The organism is Paraburkholderia atlantica, from assembly GCF_000092885.1.
Taxonomy (GTDB): domain Bacteria; phylum Pseudomonadota; class Gammaproteobacteria; order Burkholderiales; family Burkholderiaceae; genus Paraburkholderia; species Paraburkholderia atlantica.
Genome location: NC_014117.1, coordinates 2105197 through 2119046, shown reverse-complemented (window position 1 = coordinate 2119046; position 13850 = coordinate 2105197). Strand labels below are relative to the sequence as shown.

The following is a 13850-nucleotide window of genomic DNA, read 5'->3' as shown; positions in this document are numbered from 1 at the left end:
GCGGGCGGGCTTAGCTCAGCGCCGGACGGTCCTCAATGTTCCGTCGGTTGCCCCGCGCGACGGGCGGGCGCGTTTCTCACCCAGTCGGTGCCTCGTCCGCCGTTGCCTGCTTGCGGCTGTACGGGAGGCGGCCCGCCTGCGCCGGGTTGCGGGCCGCCATTGGCGCCGCCAGGCCCGCGCGGACCGCCCGCTGCGCCCTGCGGCGGCGGGCCGCCGTGCGGTTGCCCCGCGCCCCCGCCGTTATTGCCACGATCGTTGCCGTGATTGCCGTGATGCCAGTCGTTGTCGCCCGGATGACCGCGATAGCCATAGCCCGGCGGCGGGCCGTAGTAGCGTCCCGGACCGTAATCGCTGTAGCCGAGGTACACATTGGTTTGTGGCACGACCGCGGCGCCGGGCGCGTAACCGTCATAGCCGCTATAGGCGCCGTATCCGTTGCCGTACATCGGCGTGCCGTCCGGATAGACCGCGCAGCCGCCGAGCAGCGCGGCGGCCACGAGGCCAGCGAGAGGTGCAATGCGTTTCATTTTGTAGGACCAGTTGCAGGTGCAAAGAAATGTAGGTGTAAGAATAAGACCATCATTATCGCTTTCCGTCGCGCCGCTTTTGTATGAGTTTGTAAGGTCTTCTTTTTCGTGCCAGCGGTTGCCCATGTTTCCGAAAGAGCCGTCAATTGACTGTTCCATTTCGAGCAACGATCTATCTCGCGCGCGCGGGTTTTTCCTGATTGTGAATTCCTATAGGATTTCGACTAGGCATAGTGCGCCTCAAGCTCATGCGCCCCTAATTGGAAAACACATCATGAAAAAGACAATATCTGTGTACTGGCCTTTAGCCATCGTTGCATCGCTCGCGGTGCTCGCCTATCTGCACGTCAACGGTCAAACCTCTTCGCGCGCCTCGCAGATGCCGCTCGACGCCAGCCATCTGACCGCCGAACTCGCCCGCGCGGTGTCATACGGCATGATCGACACGGCGTCGGCATTGCCGGCCAAACCGATGCCTGCCGCGACGGCGACGCCGCTCGCCGAGGCGTCGTAAGCAGGCGCGGCGGACCGCGACGGACGGCGGTTGCGCTCGCGCGGCCGTACCACGCTCGGCGCGAATCCGTCCAGGTTTGTATAATCGCGGCGCAGTCGGCTGACTGTCTGACGACCTTACGCGCGGCGCCCAGAGCGTCGAAGAATCCCAGATGAAAACCGTGTCTATCTGTTTCGTTTGCCTCGGGAATATCTGCCGTTCACCGACGGCGGAGGGCGTGATGCGTCATCTGGTCGACGAGGCGAAGCTCGCGGACCGCATTCTGATCGATTCGGCCGGCACCGGCGATTGGCACATCGGCGCAGCGCCCGACGAGCGCGCACAACACGCGGCGCGCCAGCGCGGCTATGCGCTCGACGCGCTGCGCGGCCGCCAGATCACGGTCGCGGACTTCGAGCGCTTCGATCTGCTGATTGCAATGGACGACCGCAACGTCGCCGCGTTGCGTCACCTGTGCCCGCCTGCGCAGCGTGACAAGATCCGTCTGCTGATGGAGTTCGTGCCGGAGTCGGATGGCCGCTGGAGCGGCGCGCGAGAAGTGGTCGATCCATATTTCGGCGGCGCGGAAGGCTTCGAGTTGGTGCTCGATCAGTGCGAAGCAGCATGCCGCGGGCTGATCGCCGCGTTACGCCCGCAGTTGCTCGCTAGTTAACTGCCCAAAAATGAAGAACGCGGGCGACTCACCAGGCGGGAAACGCTGCACACATCCTGCGTGCCCCGCACACGCTCGCGCCGCGTCGAAGTCTGGCGATCAATTAAGCAGATGACACAAAATTTACCGCCCATACTTGACTAAATCGGTCATGTATTTATACTTGACAAAACTTGTCGAGAATTGCGGTTCCCACATCATATGAGACTCACCACGAAAGGCCGTTTCGCCGTCACGGCGATGATCGACCTGGCGCTGCGCCAGGAGCAGGGCCCGGTGACGCTTGCGGGTATCAGCCAGCGCCAACACATCTCCCTGTCATATCTCGAGCAGCTGTTTGGCAAGCTGCGCCGTCATGAAATCGTCGAGTCCGTGCGCGGACCGGGCGGTGGCTACAATCTCGCGCGTCGTGCCGAAGAGGTGACGGTGGCCGACATCATCATCGCGGTCGACGAGCCGCTCGACGCCACCCAGTGCGGCGGCAAGGGCACGTGCGAAGGCACCAAGCAGCACGATGGCCACTGCATGACGCATGAGCTATGGTCGACGCTGAACCAGAAAATGGTCGAATACCTCGATTCGGTTTCGCTAAAGGATCTGGTCGACCAGCAGCGTTCGCGCGAAGGCGCGCCGGCGGTGCTGCGCGACAGGCGCAGCGACGCGCCGGCGGTCGAACCTGTCCGCGTGGCGCCCAAGGGTCCCAATTCCGTTTTCAACATGGCCGGTTCGTGAAGCGCGGCACGCAATAGAAATCTTCCGCCGCAGCCCCATATCGAATCCCGAAGCCAGAGCACATGACGTCCCCGGAGCAATTGATGAACAACGACTCTCTCCATCTGCCCATCTACATGGACTACAGCGCCACGACGCCGATCGATCCGCGTGTGGTGGACAAGATGATTCCGTATCTGCGCGAGCAGTTCGGCAACCCCGCGTCGCGCAGCCACGCTTATGGCTGGAACGCCGAGCGCGCGGTCGAGGAAGCGCGCGAACAGGTCGCCGCGCTCGTGAACGCCGATCCGCGCGAAATCATCTGGACCTCGGGTGCGACTGAGTCGGACAATCTCGCCCTGAAAGGTGCCGCGCACTTCTACAAGAGCAAGGGCAAGCACATTGTCACGGTGAAGACCGAGCACAAGGCCGTGCTCGACACCACTCGTGAGCTCGAGCGCGAAGGCTTCGAAGTTACCTATCTGGATGTCAAGGACGACGGTCTGATCGACCTCGACGCATTCAAGGCGGCGCTGCGCCCGGATACGATTCTGGTGTCGGTGATGTCGGTCAACAACGAGATCGGCGTAATCCAGGACATCGAGGCGATCGGAGAGATCACGCGTGAAAAGAGCATCATTTTCCACGTCGACGCGGCGCAGGCCACTGGCAAGATCCAGATCGATCTGCAGAAGCTGAAGGTCGACCTGATGTCGTTCTCGGCCCACAAGACCTACGGTCCGAAGGGCATCGGCGCGCTGTACGTGCGTCGCAAGCCGCGTATTCGTATCGAGGCGCAGATGCACGGCGGCGGCCACGAGCGCGGTATGCGTTCGGGTACGCTCGCTACGCACCAGATCGTCGGCATGGGCGAAGCGTTCCGTATCGCGCGTGAAGAGATGGCGACCGAAAACGAGCGCATCCGCATGCTGCGTGACCGGCTGCTCAAAGGCCTGTCGGAAATCGAGGAAGTGTATGTGAACGGCGACATGGAACAGCGTGTGCCGCACAACCTGAACATCAGCTTCAATTTCGTCGAAGGCGAATCGCTGATCATGGCGGTGAAAGACGTCGCGGTGTCGTCGGGCTCGGCGTGCACGTCGGCGTCGCTGGAGCCGTCGTACGTGCTGCGCGCGCTTGGCCGCAACGACGAACTGGCGCACAGCTCGATCCGCTTCACGGTGGGACGCTTCACGACCGAGCAGGAAATCGACTACGTGATCAACCTGCTGAAGACGAAGATTTCCAAGCTACGCGATTTGTCGCCGCTGTGGGAAATGCACAAGGACGGGATCGATCTGTCGACCATCCAGTGGGCCGCGCACTGACGCGCCCGCTGAACGAAACCGACACCGAACGTTCATCGGATTGCAGGTTGAAACGAATCAAGGAGTGTAATCATGGCTTATAGCGACAAGGTCCTCGACCACTACGAAAACCCGCGCAACGTCGGTTCCTTCGCGAAGGACGACGACACGGTCGGTACCGGCATGGTCGGTGCGCCGGCCTGCGGCGACGTGATGAAGCTGCAGATCCGCGTTGGTGCGGACGGCATCATCGAAGACGCGAAGTTCAAGACGTACGGCTGCGGCTCGGCCATCGCGTCGAGCTCGCTCGTCACCGAATGGGTGAAGGGCAAGACGCTCGACCAGGCCATGTCGATCAAGAACACGCAGATCGCCGAAGAACTGGCACTGCCGCCGGTGAAGATTCACTGCTCGATCCTCGCGGAAGACGCGATCAAGGCAGCGGTCGCCGACTACAAGCAGCGCCACGGCGAAGCAGCGGTTGCCGAAGACGGCAAGGCCGCCTGAGCAGCAACAAGGTAAGAACGAAGCAACCGGTGAGCGCGACGCGGACCCGCGCGCCGCGCACTCTGGCAACTGAGAAACGTTATGGCAATTACGTTGACCGAAAAGGCAGCACAGCACGTCCAGAAGTATCTGACCCGCCGAGGTAAAGGCATCGGGTTGCGCGTTGGCGTGCGCACCACCGGTTGCTCGGGCCTCGCCTACAAGCTCGAGTACGTGGACGAACTCGCGCCGGAAGATCAGGTATTCGAGACAGGCGGCGTGAAGGTTGTCGTCGACCCGAAGAGTCTCGCGTATATCGACGGCACGCAGCTGGACTTCGCGCGCGAAGGGCTGAACGAAGGCTTCAAGTTCAACAACCCGAACGTGAAAGACGAATGCGGCTGCGGCGAGTCGTTCCGCGTCTAGATTCGTTACTTTCCGCGTGCGGCGGATCAAAGGCGGCGCGGGCCGCCTTTTTAGTTTGATCCGGGCTCGCGTGAAGCGCTCACGCCTGACACGGCCCAACGTTGCCACACCACGTTTTCATCAATGGACTTTGATTCGATGGCCTCGCTGAACGACAGCCACTTCGACCTGTTTGGTCTGCCGGCGCAATTCGCGCTCGACGCGGCCACGCTCGATCACGCGTATCGCACCGTGCAGGCGCAGGTGCATCCGGATCGCTTCGCGGCGGCCGGCGATGCGCAAAAGCGTATCGCGATGCAATGGGCGACGCGCGCGAACGAGGCGTATCAGACGCTGCGCGATCCGCTCAAGCGCGCGACCTATCTGCTGTCGCTGCGCGGCATCAACGTCGGCGCGGAGAACAACACGGCAATGGAGCCCGCGTTTTTGATGCAGCAGATGGAGTGGCGCGAGAACATCGAGGACGCGGCAGCAGCGAAGAACGTCGACGCGCTCGACGCGCTGCTCATCGAGTTGCGCGACGAGGAACGTCAGCGCTTCGACAAGCTCGGCGCATCGCTCGATAGCGGCGCGAATCAGGCGGCGGCCGAGGCGGTGCGGCAGATGATGTTCATCGAGCGCGTCGCGTCGGAAATCGGCGCGCAGATCGAGCGGCTCGAAGGCTAGCGCGATTTCTCGCGGCGCGCGCAAAAATGTGCGGCGCCGGCAAACAGCGACATGCCGAAGCAGCACCGGTAGGCAGCGATGTAGCAAGCGACAAACAAAAACCAGAGCGGCCGCGAGCCGTGGCATCACCCCCAGCAACGCGAACATTCAGGACGGGGCACAACGTCCCCGAGAAGATCCAGATGGCCTTACTGCAAATCTCCGAACCCGGCATGGCGCCGGCGCCTCACCAGCGGCGTCTGGCGGTCGGTATCGATCTCGGCACCACCAACTCCCTCGTCGCCGCCGTGCGCAGCGGCCTGCCCGATGTGCTGCCCGACGAAGACGGGCACGTGCTGCTGCCCTCGGTGGTGCGCTACCTGGAACAGGGCGGCCGTCGCATCGGCCGCCGGGCGAAGGCCGAGGCCGCCAGCGACCCGCGCAACACGATCGTGTCGGTCAAGCGCTTCATGGGCCGCGGCAAGGCCGAGGTGGAGGGCGCCGAAAACGCGCCGTACGACTTCATCGACGCACCCGGCATGGTGCAGATCCGTACTGTGGACGGCGTGAAGAGCCCGGTGGAAGTATCGGCTGAAATTCTCGCGACGCTGCGCCAGCGCGCCGAAGACACGCTCGGCGACGAACTGGTCGGCGCGGTGATCACGGTGCCCGCATACTTCGACGAAGCGCAGCGCCAGGCGACGAAAGACGCCGCGCGCCTCGCCGGGCTGAACGTGCTGCGTCTGCTGAACGAACCGACCGCGGCCGCGATTGCCTACGGTCTCGACAACGGCGCCGAAGGTCTGTACGCGGTCTATGACCTCGGCGGCGGCACCTTCGACCTGTCGATCCTGAAGCTCACCAAGGGCGTGTTCGAAGTGCTCGCGGCGGGTGGCGATTCCGCGCTCGGCGGCGACGACTTCGACCATGCGCTGTACCGCCATGTGCTCGAACAGGCCGGCATCGCGCCGCAGACGCTCGCACCGCACGACGTGCGCCTGCTGCTCGATAGCGTGCGCGAGGCCAAGGAGGCGTTGTCGAGCGCGCCGAAGGCTGACCTCAAGCTCACGCTTGCCAACGGCACCGCGCTCGATCTGACGATCGACGAAACCACTTTCGAGTCCATCACGGCCGAGCTGGTGCAACGCACGCTGGGCCCGACGAAAAAGGCGCTGCGCGACGCGAAAGTCACCACGAAAGAGATCAAGGGTGTCGTGCTGGTTGGCGGCGCGACGCGCATGCCGGTGATCCGCCGCGCGGTCGAGGCGTTCTTCGGCCAGGCGCCGCTCGTGAATCTCGATCCGGATCAGGTCGTCGCGCTCGGCGCCGCGATCCAGGCCGATCTGCTGGCCGGCAACCGCGGCGCGGAAGGCGACGAGTGGCTGCTGCTCGACGTGATTCCACTGTCGCTCGGCGTCGAGACGATGGGTGGTCTCACCGAGAAGATCATTCCGCGCAACTCGACGATTCCAGTCGCGCGCGCGCAGGATTTCACGACCTTCAAGGACGGCCAGACCGCGATGGCGATTCACGTCGTCCAGGGCGAGCGCGAGCTCGTCAGCGATTGCCGTTCGCTCGCGCGCTTCGAGCTGCGCGGTATTCCGCCGATGGCCGCGGGCGCCGCGCGCATTCGCGTGACCTATCAGGTCGACGCCGACGGCCTGCTGTCCGTGTTCGCGCGCGAACTCGCGTCGGGCGTGGAGGCGTCGGTCGTCGTGAAGCCTTCGTATGGACTCGCCGATGACGACATCGCGCGCATGCTCGAAGCCAGCTTTTCGACCGCTGAAATCGATATGCGGGCGCGCGCTCTGCGCGAGGCGCAGGTCGAAGGGCAGCGTCTCGTCGAAGCGACCGACGCGGCGCTCGCCGCCGACGCCGAACTGCTCGACGATAGCGAACGCGCCGAACTCGACGCGCTGCTCGCCGCGCTGCGCAACGTCGCGCCGGGCGAGGACGTCGGCGCGATCGAAGCCGCGACGAAGGCGCTCGCCGAAGGCACCGACGAATTCGCCGCGCGCCGCATGAACAAGGGAATTCGCCGCGCGCTGTCGGGCCGCAAGCTCGACGAGATCTGAGCGGACGAACGGACGAACTGCGCACGTCGCACGAATCACCGGAGCGCGCCGCGTGGACTTAAAACGTCCGCGCGACGCCAGTAAAATGGTACGGAGCCTGCACGCCGTGCCTCAGACCCAAACGGAAACTGTATGCCTCAAATCGTTGTGCTGCCTCACGTCGAACTGTGCCCGGAAGGCGCGGTGATCGACGCCGTTCCCGGCAAGAGCATCTGCGACAACCTGCTCGATAACGGTATCGAAATCGAGCATGCGTGCGAGAAGTCGTGCGCATGCACGACCTGTCACGTGATCGTGCGTGAGGGTTTCGCCGCCTTGACGCCGTCCGAGGAAGACGAGGACGATCTGTTGGACAAGGCATGGGGGCTCGAACCGGCTTCGCGCCTGTCTTGTCAAGCGATCATGCCGGACGAGCAGGATCTGGTCGTCGAAATTCCGCGTTACTCGATCAATCACGCGAAGGAAAACCACTAACAGGAGGGCGCCGCCATGAAGTGGACCGATACGCAAGAAATCGCGATGGCTCTGACCGACAAGCATCAGGATGTCGATCCGCAGCAGGTGCGTTTCACCGACCTGCATCGCTGGGTGATGGAGCTCGAAGGCTTCGACGACGATCCGAACCGCTCGAGCGAAAAGATTCTCGAAGCGATTCAGGCGGCGTGGATCGAAGACGCGGATTATTGAACGCGCGTTCGAACCGGTTCATTGAACTGCAAAGAAAAGGCGATTCCGATGGAATCGCCTTTTTCTTGGCTGCGTTGACGAGACTAGAGCGCGAGGTGGAGCGGCCGATTTCAGTCGGCGACGAGGCCGCCGTTCTGCACGCGCACGCGCTCGCCGTCGTGGAACGGCGGGGCCTCGTGATACGTGAAGTAGCGCGTCTTGCCGTCTTCCATGCGCACGCGCACCGAATACGACGTCGTGCTGCGCAGATGTTTTTCGACCGAGTTGCCGGCCAACCCGCCGCCGAGCGCGCCGAGCAGCGTCATCGCGGTACGCCCGCTGCCGGCCCCGAACTGATTGCCGACGACGCCACCGGCCACCGCGCCGCCGACCGCGCCAATTCCGGTGCCATGTCCTTCATGCCGAACCGCCGAGATCGCGACGACGGTGCCGCAATTCGAGCAATGAGCGGCTCGTGGCGCCGGCTGCTGCGCATACTGCGGCGCCGCTTGCGGCTCGGGTTGTTGCGCGTACTGCGACTGCGGCGCGGCTTGCGCCTGTTGCTGCTGCGCATATTGTTGTTGCTGCACCGGAGCGGGGGCCGGCGCTGGCTGCGCCGCTGGCTGAGCCTGAACCTGCTGCTGTTGCGCGGATGGATTGACCGGCGCGGCCGAATCGACGACGCCCGGCACTTGCGTGCTGACCTGCGCGGCCTGTGTCTGATCGTTCTGTGCGCCGTTGCCCGACGCCTTGGGGAACACGCCGGTGATCGCGGCGGTAGCGACGAGACTTGCGACGAGCACCGCGCCGGCGGCAACCGCGATCAACGGATGAAGACGACGCGGCTGCGTGGATTGATGAGTAGGGGTATCCATATGGGGCCTCCGTTTCTGACAGAGCCGACTCGTTATGAGACTGAGTGTCGGGCAATTCGATCCGGGCGACGTTTCGATTTGTAACCGGCTCGATGGCGGCCTGGGGGCGTGGGCCGGTGGCCTCTACGCGGCGCGCCTTGGTGTCCGCAAGCCTTTAAGGCTGTCGCGATCACGGCGACTTGCGTGCGATGGAGCAGCTTTTACCGCCGGTTACAAAACGATCGATAGCAGAAAACGGTCCCGGCAAGCGAAAACGGGCGCATAAAAAACGCCCGGCTCGACCGGGCGTTGTTCAAAACCATCACATTGCACGCGAAGTGGAACGGCTACTCGCGCTCAGCGTCGCTCAATCTTCACGACGCAGATGCGGGAACAGAATCACATCGCGAATGCTCGGGCTATCGGTCAGCATCATCACCAGACGGTCGATGCCGATACCGCAGCCGCCCGCCGGCGGCATGCCGTATTCGAGCGCGCGGATGTAGTCCGCGTCGTAGAACATTGCTTCCTCGTCGCCGGCGTCCTTCTGGTCGACCTGCTTCTTGAAGCGCGCGGCCTGATCTTCCGGATCGTTCAGCTCAGAGAAACCGTTGGCGATTTCGCGGCCGGTAATGAACAGCTCGAAGCGCTCGGTAATGCCTGCCACCTTGTCCGACGCGCGCGCGAGCGGCGACACCTCGATCGGATAGTCGATGATGTAGGTCGGCTCCCACAATTGCGACTCGGCGGTCTCTTCGAACAGCGCCAATTGCAGGGAGCCGACGCCCGCATTCAGGAACTGCGGCTGCGAGGCATCGACGCCGAACTTCTTCAGTTCGGCGCGCAGGAACGTAGTGTCGGCGAGTTGCTCGTTCGTGTATTGCGGCGCGTACTTCTGGATCGCCTGCGTGATCGTGAGACGATGGAACGGCTTCGACAGATCGAGTTCGCGGCCTTGGTAAGTGATGGTGGCCGTGCCGAGCGCATCGATCGCGGCCTGGCGGATCAGCTGCTCGGTGAAGTCCATCAGCCACTTGTAGTCGGTGTAGGCCGCGTAGAACTCGATCATCGTGAATTCCGGGTTGTGGCGCACGGACACGCCCTCGTTGCGGAAGTTACGATTGATCTCGAACACACGCTCGAAGCCGCCCACCACCAGACGCTTCAGATACAGCTCCGGCGCGATGCGCAGGAACATCTGCATGTCGAGCGCGTTGTGGTGCGTCGAGAACGGTTTGGCCGCCGCGCCGCCCGGAATCGGATGCAGCATCGGCGTTTCGACTTCCATGAAGTTCGCGTCGGCCATGTACTTGCGGATCGACGAAATCGCTTTCGTGCGCGCGACGAACGTACGGCGCGTTTCCGGCGTGACGATCAGATCGACATAGCGCTGGCGGTACTTCATTTCCTGGTCGGCGAGACCGTGGAACTTGTCCGGCAGCGGACGCAGCGACTTCGACAGCAGACGCAACTCCGTGCAGCGCACCGACAGCTCGCCCTTGTTGGTGCGGAACAGCACGCCGCGCGCGGCGACGATGTCGCCCATGTCCCACTTCTTGAACGCGTCGTAGGTTTCCTGACCGACGTCGGCCGGGGTGATGAAGAACTGGATCTGACCCGAGCCGTCGCGCACGGTCGCGAAGCTTGCCTTGCCCATCACGCGTTTGAGCATCATGCGGCCGGCGATCGCGACTTCGAGCGGATTCGCTTCGAGCGCTTCCTTGTCGGTGTGCTCGTACTGCGACTGCAGATCTTCGGCGTGGTGCGTGGGACGGAAGTCGTTCGGATAAGCGACGCCTTGCTCACGCAGCTCGCGCAGCTTTTCGCGGCGCTCGGCGATGATCTTGTTGTCGTCCACTTCGGGCACGACATTCGGCTGGGCGGCATTCCGCTGGGCCGCATTCGGCTGGGTCGGTTCAGTCATGATGATTTGGTATTCGGTGGCCCGCCGCGGCGTGCGCCGCGGATCGGGAAGCCAGTCAGTGTAAAAACCTCAGGCGGTACTGGAAAACGAAGCAAACGCGCTCCCGATCGGTGAACGCGGCCGCGCCGTGCGCGCTTAGACGCCCTGTTTCAGGCTCGCGCTGATGAACGGATCGAGATCGCCGTCGAGCACGCTCTTTGTGTTGCTGATTTCGACGTTGGTGCGCAGATCCTTGATGCGGCTGTTGTCGAGCACGTACGAGCGGATCTGATGGCCCCAACCCACATCGGTCTTGCCGGCTTCGAGCTTGTCCTGCTCGGCCTGACGTTTGCGAATTTCCGCCTCGTACAGTCGCGACTTCAGCATCGCCATTGCTTCGGCGCGGTTGCGGTGCTGCGAGCGGTCGTTCTGGCACTGCACGACGATGCCCGACGGCATGTGCGTGATACGCACGGCGGAGTCGGTCTTGTTGATGTGCTGACCGCCCGCGCCCGAAGCACGGTACGTGTCGATGCGCAGATCGGCCGGGTTGATCTCGACTTCGATCGAGTCGTCGATTTCCGGGTACACGAACACCGACGAGAACGACGTGTGACGACCGCCCGACGAGTCGAACGGCGACTTCCGCACGAGGCGGTGCACGCCGGTTTCGGTACGCAGGAAGCCGTACGCGTATTCGCCTTCGATCTTGATCGTCGCGTTCTTGATGCCGGCGACGTCGCCTTCGGTCTGCTCGAGCACTTCGGTCTTGAAGCCCTTGCGCTCGCAGTAGCGCAGATATTGGCGCAGCAGCATCGACGCCCAGTCGCACGCTTCGGTGCCGCCGGCGCCGGCCTGGATGTCGAGAAAGGCGTTGTTCGGGTCGGCCGGGTTCGCGAACATCCGGCGGAATTCCATGTCGGCGACGCGCGCTTCGATGGCCTGGGCATCGGCTTCACAGGCGAGCAGCGTTTCGTCGTCGGCTTCTTCGCGCGCCATGTCGAACAGGTCTTGCGCGTCGTTCACGTCGTTGGTGATCGACGTGAGCTTGCCGACCGTGTCGTCGAGCAGCTTCTTTTCCTTACCGAGTGCCTGGGCGTGCTTCGCATCGTTCCAGACGTCCGGGTCTTCGAGTTCCCGGTTGACTTCGATTAGACGCAGTGCTTTGTCGTCGTAGTCAAAGATACCCCCGTAGGTCGTCCGCGCGCTTGCGCAGGTCGGCCAGAGAGGCTTCGATCGCGTTGAGACGTTCCGCTTCCATGTCGATCTTTTATAGCTTCGTAAAAAGGAGAAATTATAGCCGATCGGCACGCCGCGCCGGAGCCCTGCGGGCGATCCGGCGCGTGTTCGCGATTGATTTTGCGGAAGATTTCAGCTCACCGCGTGCTCGACGATCAGTTGCACGCGCGACACGCCGTTCCATGTGTCGCTCGCGAGCCGGTAGGCGACGGTGGTGCGCGCGGGCAGCGTATCGGTGTGATTGAACCAGATCGCGTTGAAGCGCTGGCGGCCACGCAGCAGTTGCAGCTTCAGGTGCTTGTCCTTCACGAGCGCCTGCGAGGCGACCTCGAATTCGCCCGAAAACACCGGCGCCGGAAAGCCCTGACCCCACACGGCCGCGTCGAGCATCTCGACGAATTGCGGCGTGAAGTACGCGTCTTCGAGCTCGCCGTCGGTTTCGACGGTGCGCGCGAGCGCCTCCGCGGACAGCCATTCGCGGCCGACCGCCTCGAACGCGGCCGTGAAGCGCGGCACGTCGGCGGCGGCGAGCGTCAGGCCCGCGGCCATCGCGTGGCCGCCGAATTTGACGATCAGGTCCGGTTCGCGCTTCGAGATCAGATCGAGCGCGTCGCGCAGGTGGAAGCCCGGGATCGAGCGTCCCGAGCCCTTGACGAGCACGCCGGTGTCGTCGGCGGGCGCGAACGTGAACGACGGCCGGTGGAATTTCTCCTTCAGCCGTCCCGCGACGATCCCGATCACGCCCTGATGCCAGCCCGGATTGAACAGCGTGATCGTGGTCGCGCCGTCGGGGTCGACCGTCGACAGGTCGTCCAGCGCCTGCTGCTGCATGCCGGCCTCGATTTCGCGGCGCTCGCGGTTCATCGTGTCGAGCTGCTGCGCGAGTTCCCACGCGCGGCCGACGTCGTCGGTGGTCAGGCATTCGATGCCGAGCGACATGTCCGACAGCCGTCCCGCCGCGTTCAGGCGCGGTCCCAGCGCGAAGCCGAGATCGAAGCCGGAGGCATTGCGCGCATCGCGCGCGGCGGCGCGAAAGAGGGCGGCGATACCCGGCTGCATGCGACCCTTGCGGATGCGCTGCAGACCTTGCGCGACCAGCACGCGGTTGTTGCCGTCGAGCTTGACGACATCGGCGACGGTGCCGAGCGCGACCAGATCGAGCAGGCCGTCGAGGCGCGGTTCGGGCAGTGCGTCGCCGAACGCGCCGCGGCGGCGCAGTTCGGCGCGCAGCGCGAGCAGCACGTAGAACATCACGCCGACGCCGGCCAGGCACTTGCTCGGGAACGTGCAGCCCGGCTGGTTCGGATTGACGATCGCGCGCGCGGCGGGCAACTCGTCGCCGGGCAGGTGGTGGTCGGTGACGAGCACGTCGATGCCGAGCGTGTTGGCGGCTGCGACGCCGTCGACGCTCGCGATGCCGTTGTCGACGGTGATCAGCAGATCGGGTTTGCCGGCCGCGCTGCGGGCCGCGAGCTCGACGATGTCCGGCGTGAGTCCGTAGCCGTGCTCCATGCGGTTCGGCACCAGATAGTCGATGCGCGCGCCGAACATGCGCAGTCCGCGCACCGCGACCGCGCAGGCGGTCGCGCCGTCGCAGTCGTAGTCGGCGACGACCAGCATGCGGCGCTGTTGCTGGAGCGCGTCGGCGAGCAGCGCGGCGGCCGCGTCGCAGCCCTTCAGGTCGGCGGGCGGCACGAGCCGCGCAAGGCCGGTTTCGACCTCTTCGGGCAGGCACACGCCGCGCGATGCGTACAGGCGCGCGAGCACCGGATGCATGCCGCAGCGGGTCAGCACTTCGGCGTCGACGGGGGAGCAGGGGCGCGTAACGATTCGGGTCATGCGGAA

15 protein-coding genes are annotated in these 13850 nt (G+C 64.0%); 10 read left to right on the top strand and 5 right to left on the bottom strand.

All coding sequences use genetic code 11. From position 1 onward, the window contains the following. Positions 1-32: 32 nt before the first annotated feature. Positions 33-527: a hypothetical protein gene (locus BC1002_RS09450; protein ID WP_041734376.1), complete on the bottom strand. Its 495-nt coding sequence runs from the start codon at positions 525-527 to the stop codon at positions 33-35. 274 nt (positions 528-801) lie between these two features. Here BC1002_RS09450 and BC1002_RS09445 point away from each other — a divergent pair, with 274 nt between their 5' ends. The 10 genes from BC1002_RS09445 (at position 802) to iscX (ending at position 8030) form a co-directional block, all read left to right on the top strand. After that, positions 802-1041, top strand: a complete 240-nt coding sequence (locus BC1002_RS09445; protein WP_013089821.1) for a hypothetical protein — start codon at positions 802-804, stop codon at positions 1039-1041. A gap of 151 nt (positions 1042-1192) precedes the next feature. Further along, the gene (locus BC1002_RS09440; protein ID WP_013089820.1) at positions 1193-1693 is read left to right on the top strand and encodes a low molecular weight protein-tyrosine-phosphatase; all 501 of its coding nucleotides are present in this window, start codon (positions 1193-1195) and stop codon (positions 1691-1693) included. Positions 1694-1894: 201 nt separating this feature from the next. Beyond that, positions 1895-2425, top strand: coding sequence for a Fe-S cluster assembly transcriptional regulator IscR (iscR, locus tag BC1002_RS09435; protein ID WP_013089819.1), 531 nt, complete (start codon positions 1895-1897; stop codon positions 2423-2425). A gap of 83 nt (positions 2426-2508) precedes the next feature. Beyond that, entirely contained in the window at positions 2509-3732 is a 1224-nt protein-coding gene (locus tag BC1002_RS09430; RefSeq protein WP_013089818.1) for an IscS subfamily cysteine desulfurase, read from the top strand. A 72-nt stretch (positions 3733-3804) separates the two neighbouring features. Next, positions 3805-4218: a Fe-S cluster assembly scaffold IscU gene (gene iscU / locus BC1002_RS09425; protein ID WP_013089817.1), complete on the top strand. Its 414-nt coding sequence runs from the start codon at positions 3805-3807 to the stop codon at positions 4216-4218. 81 nt (positions 4219-4299) lie between these two features. Beyond that, positions 4300-4623 (top strand): iron-sulfur cluster assembly protein IscA, encoded by a 324-nt coding sequence (gene iscA, locus BC1002_RS09420; RefSeq protein ID WP_013089816.1) that lies wholly within the window; start codon positions 4300-4302, stop codon positions 4621-4623. 138 nt (positions 4624-4761) lie between these two features. Continuing rightward, on the top strand, positions 4762-5289 hold the full coding sequence (hscB, locus tag BC1002_RS09415; RefSeq protein ID WP_013089815.1) for a Fe-S protein assembly co-chaperone HscB: 528 nt from the start codon (positions 4762-4764) through the stop codon (positions 5287-5289). A 182-nt stretch (positions 5290-5471) separates the two neighbouring features. Further along, positions 5472-7343: a Fe-S protein assembly chaperone HscA gene (hscA, locus tag BC1002_RS09410; RefSeq protein ID WP_013089814.1), complete on the top strand. Its 1872-nt coding sequence runs from the start codon at positions 5472-5474 to the stop codon at positions 7341-7343. Between the two features lie 132 nt (positions 7344-7475). Further along, positions 7476-7817 carry an ISC system 2Fe-2S type ferredoxin gene (gene fdx / locus BC1002_RS09405; protein ID WP_013089813.1) on the top strand — a complete coding sequence of 114 codons (342 nt, stop codon included), beginning with the start codon at positions 7476-7478 and terminating at the stop codon, positions 7815-7817. Between the two features lie 15 nt (positions 7818-7832). Next, a complete protein-coding gene (gene iscX, locus BC1002_RS09400) occupies positions 7833-8030 on the top strand; it encodes a Fe-S cluster assembly protein IscX (RefSeq protein WP_008922031.1) in 198 nt (65 codons plus the stop codon). Positions 8031-8140: 110 nt separating this feature from the next. Here the strand turns inward: iscX and BC1002_RS09395 are convergent, their stop codons facing one another. The 4 genes from BC1002_RS09395 to recJ all read right to left on the bottom strand — a co-directional run bounded on the left by BC1002_RS09395 (position 8141) and on the right by recJ (position 13844). Further along, entirely contained in the window at positions 8141-8884 is a 744-nt protein-coding gene (locus BC1002_RS09395; RefSeq protein ID WP_013089812.1) for a glycine zipper 2TM domain-containing protein, read from the bottom strand. A gap of 346 nt (positions 8885-9230) precedes the next feature. Then, positions 9231-10787 carry a lysine--tRNA ligase gene (gene lysS / locus BC1002_RS09390; protein ID WP_013089811.1) on the bottom strand — a complete coding sequence of 519 codons (1557 nt, stop codon included), beginning with the start codon at positions 10785-10787 and terminating at the stop codon, positions 9231-9233. Between the two features lie 135 nt (positions 10788-10922). Further along, a protein-coding gene (gene prfB / locus BC1002_RS36175) for a peptide chain release factor 2 (protein WP_013089810.1) occupies positions 10923-12027 on the bottom strand; the annotation gives its coding sequence in 2 pieces (ribosomal slippage) (positions 10923-11945 and positions 11947-12027; 1104 coding nt in all). Positions 12028-12137: 110 nt separating this feature from the next. Continuing rightward, a complete protein-coding gene (gene recJ, locus BC1002_RS09380) occupies positions 12138-13844 on the bottom strand; it encodes a single-stranded-DNA-specific exonuclease RecJ (protein WP_013089809.1) in 1707 nt (568 codons plus the stop codon). Positions 13845-13850 lie beyond the last annotated feature (6 nt).

Coding starts and splice junctions, on each gene's coding strand:
- BC1002_RS09450 (WP_041734376.1), bottom strand. CDS start 527: ATGAAACGCATTGCACCTCTCGCTGGCCTCGTGGCCGCCGCGCTGCTC.
- BC1002_RS09445 (WP_013089821.1), top strand. CDS start 802: ATGAAAAAGACAATATCTGTGTACTGGCCTTTAGCCATCGTTGCATCG.
- BC1002_RS09440 (WP_013089820.1), top strand. CDS start 1,193: ATGAAAACCGTGTCTATCTGTTTCGTTTGCCTCGGGAATATCTGCCGT.
- iscR (WP_013089819.1), top strand. CDS start 1,895: ATGAGACTCACCACGAAAGGCCGTTTCGCCGTCACGGCGATGATCGAC.
- BC1002_RS09430 (WP_013089818.1), top strand. CDS start 2,509: ATGAACAACGACTCTCTCCATCTGCCCATCTACATGGACTACAGCGCC.
- iscU (WP_013089817.1), top strand. CDS start 3,805: ATGGCTTATAGCGACAAGGTCCTCGACCACTACGAAAACCCGCGCAAC.
- iscA (WP_013089816.1), top strand. CDS start 4,300: ATGGCAATTACGTTGACCGAAAAGGCAGCACAGCACGTCCAGAAGTAT.
- hscB (WP_013089815.1), top strand. CDS start 4,762: ATGGCCTCGCTGAACGACAGCCACTTCGACCTGTTTGGTCTGCCGGCG.
- hscA (WP_013089814.1), top strand. CDS start 5,472: ATGGCCTTACTGCAAATCTCCGAACCCGGCATGGCGCCGGCGCCTCAC.
- fdx (WP_013089813.1), top strand. CDS start 7,476: ATGCCTCAAATCGTTGTGCTGCCTCACGTCGAACTGTGCCCGGAAGGC.
- iscX (WP_008922031.1), top strand. CDS start 7,833: ATGAAGTGGACCGATACGCAAGAAATCGCGATGGCTCTGACCGACAAG.
- BC1002_RS09395 (WP_013089812.1), bottom strand. CDS start 8,884: ATGGATACCCCTACTCATCAATCCACGCAGCCGCGTCGTCTTCATCCG.
- lysS (WP_013089811.1), bottom strand. CDS start 10,787: ATGACTGAACCGACCCAGCCGAATGCGGCCCAGCGGAATGCCGCCCAG.
- recJ (WP_013089809.1), bottom strand. CDS start 13,844: ATGACCCGAATCGTTACGCGCCCCTGCTCCCCCGTCGACGCCGAAGTG.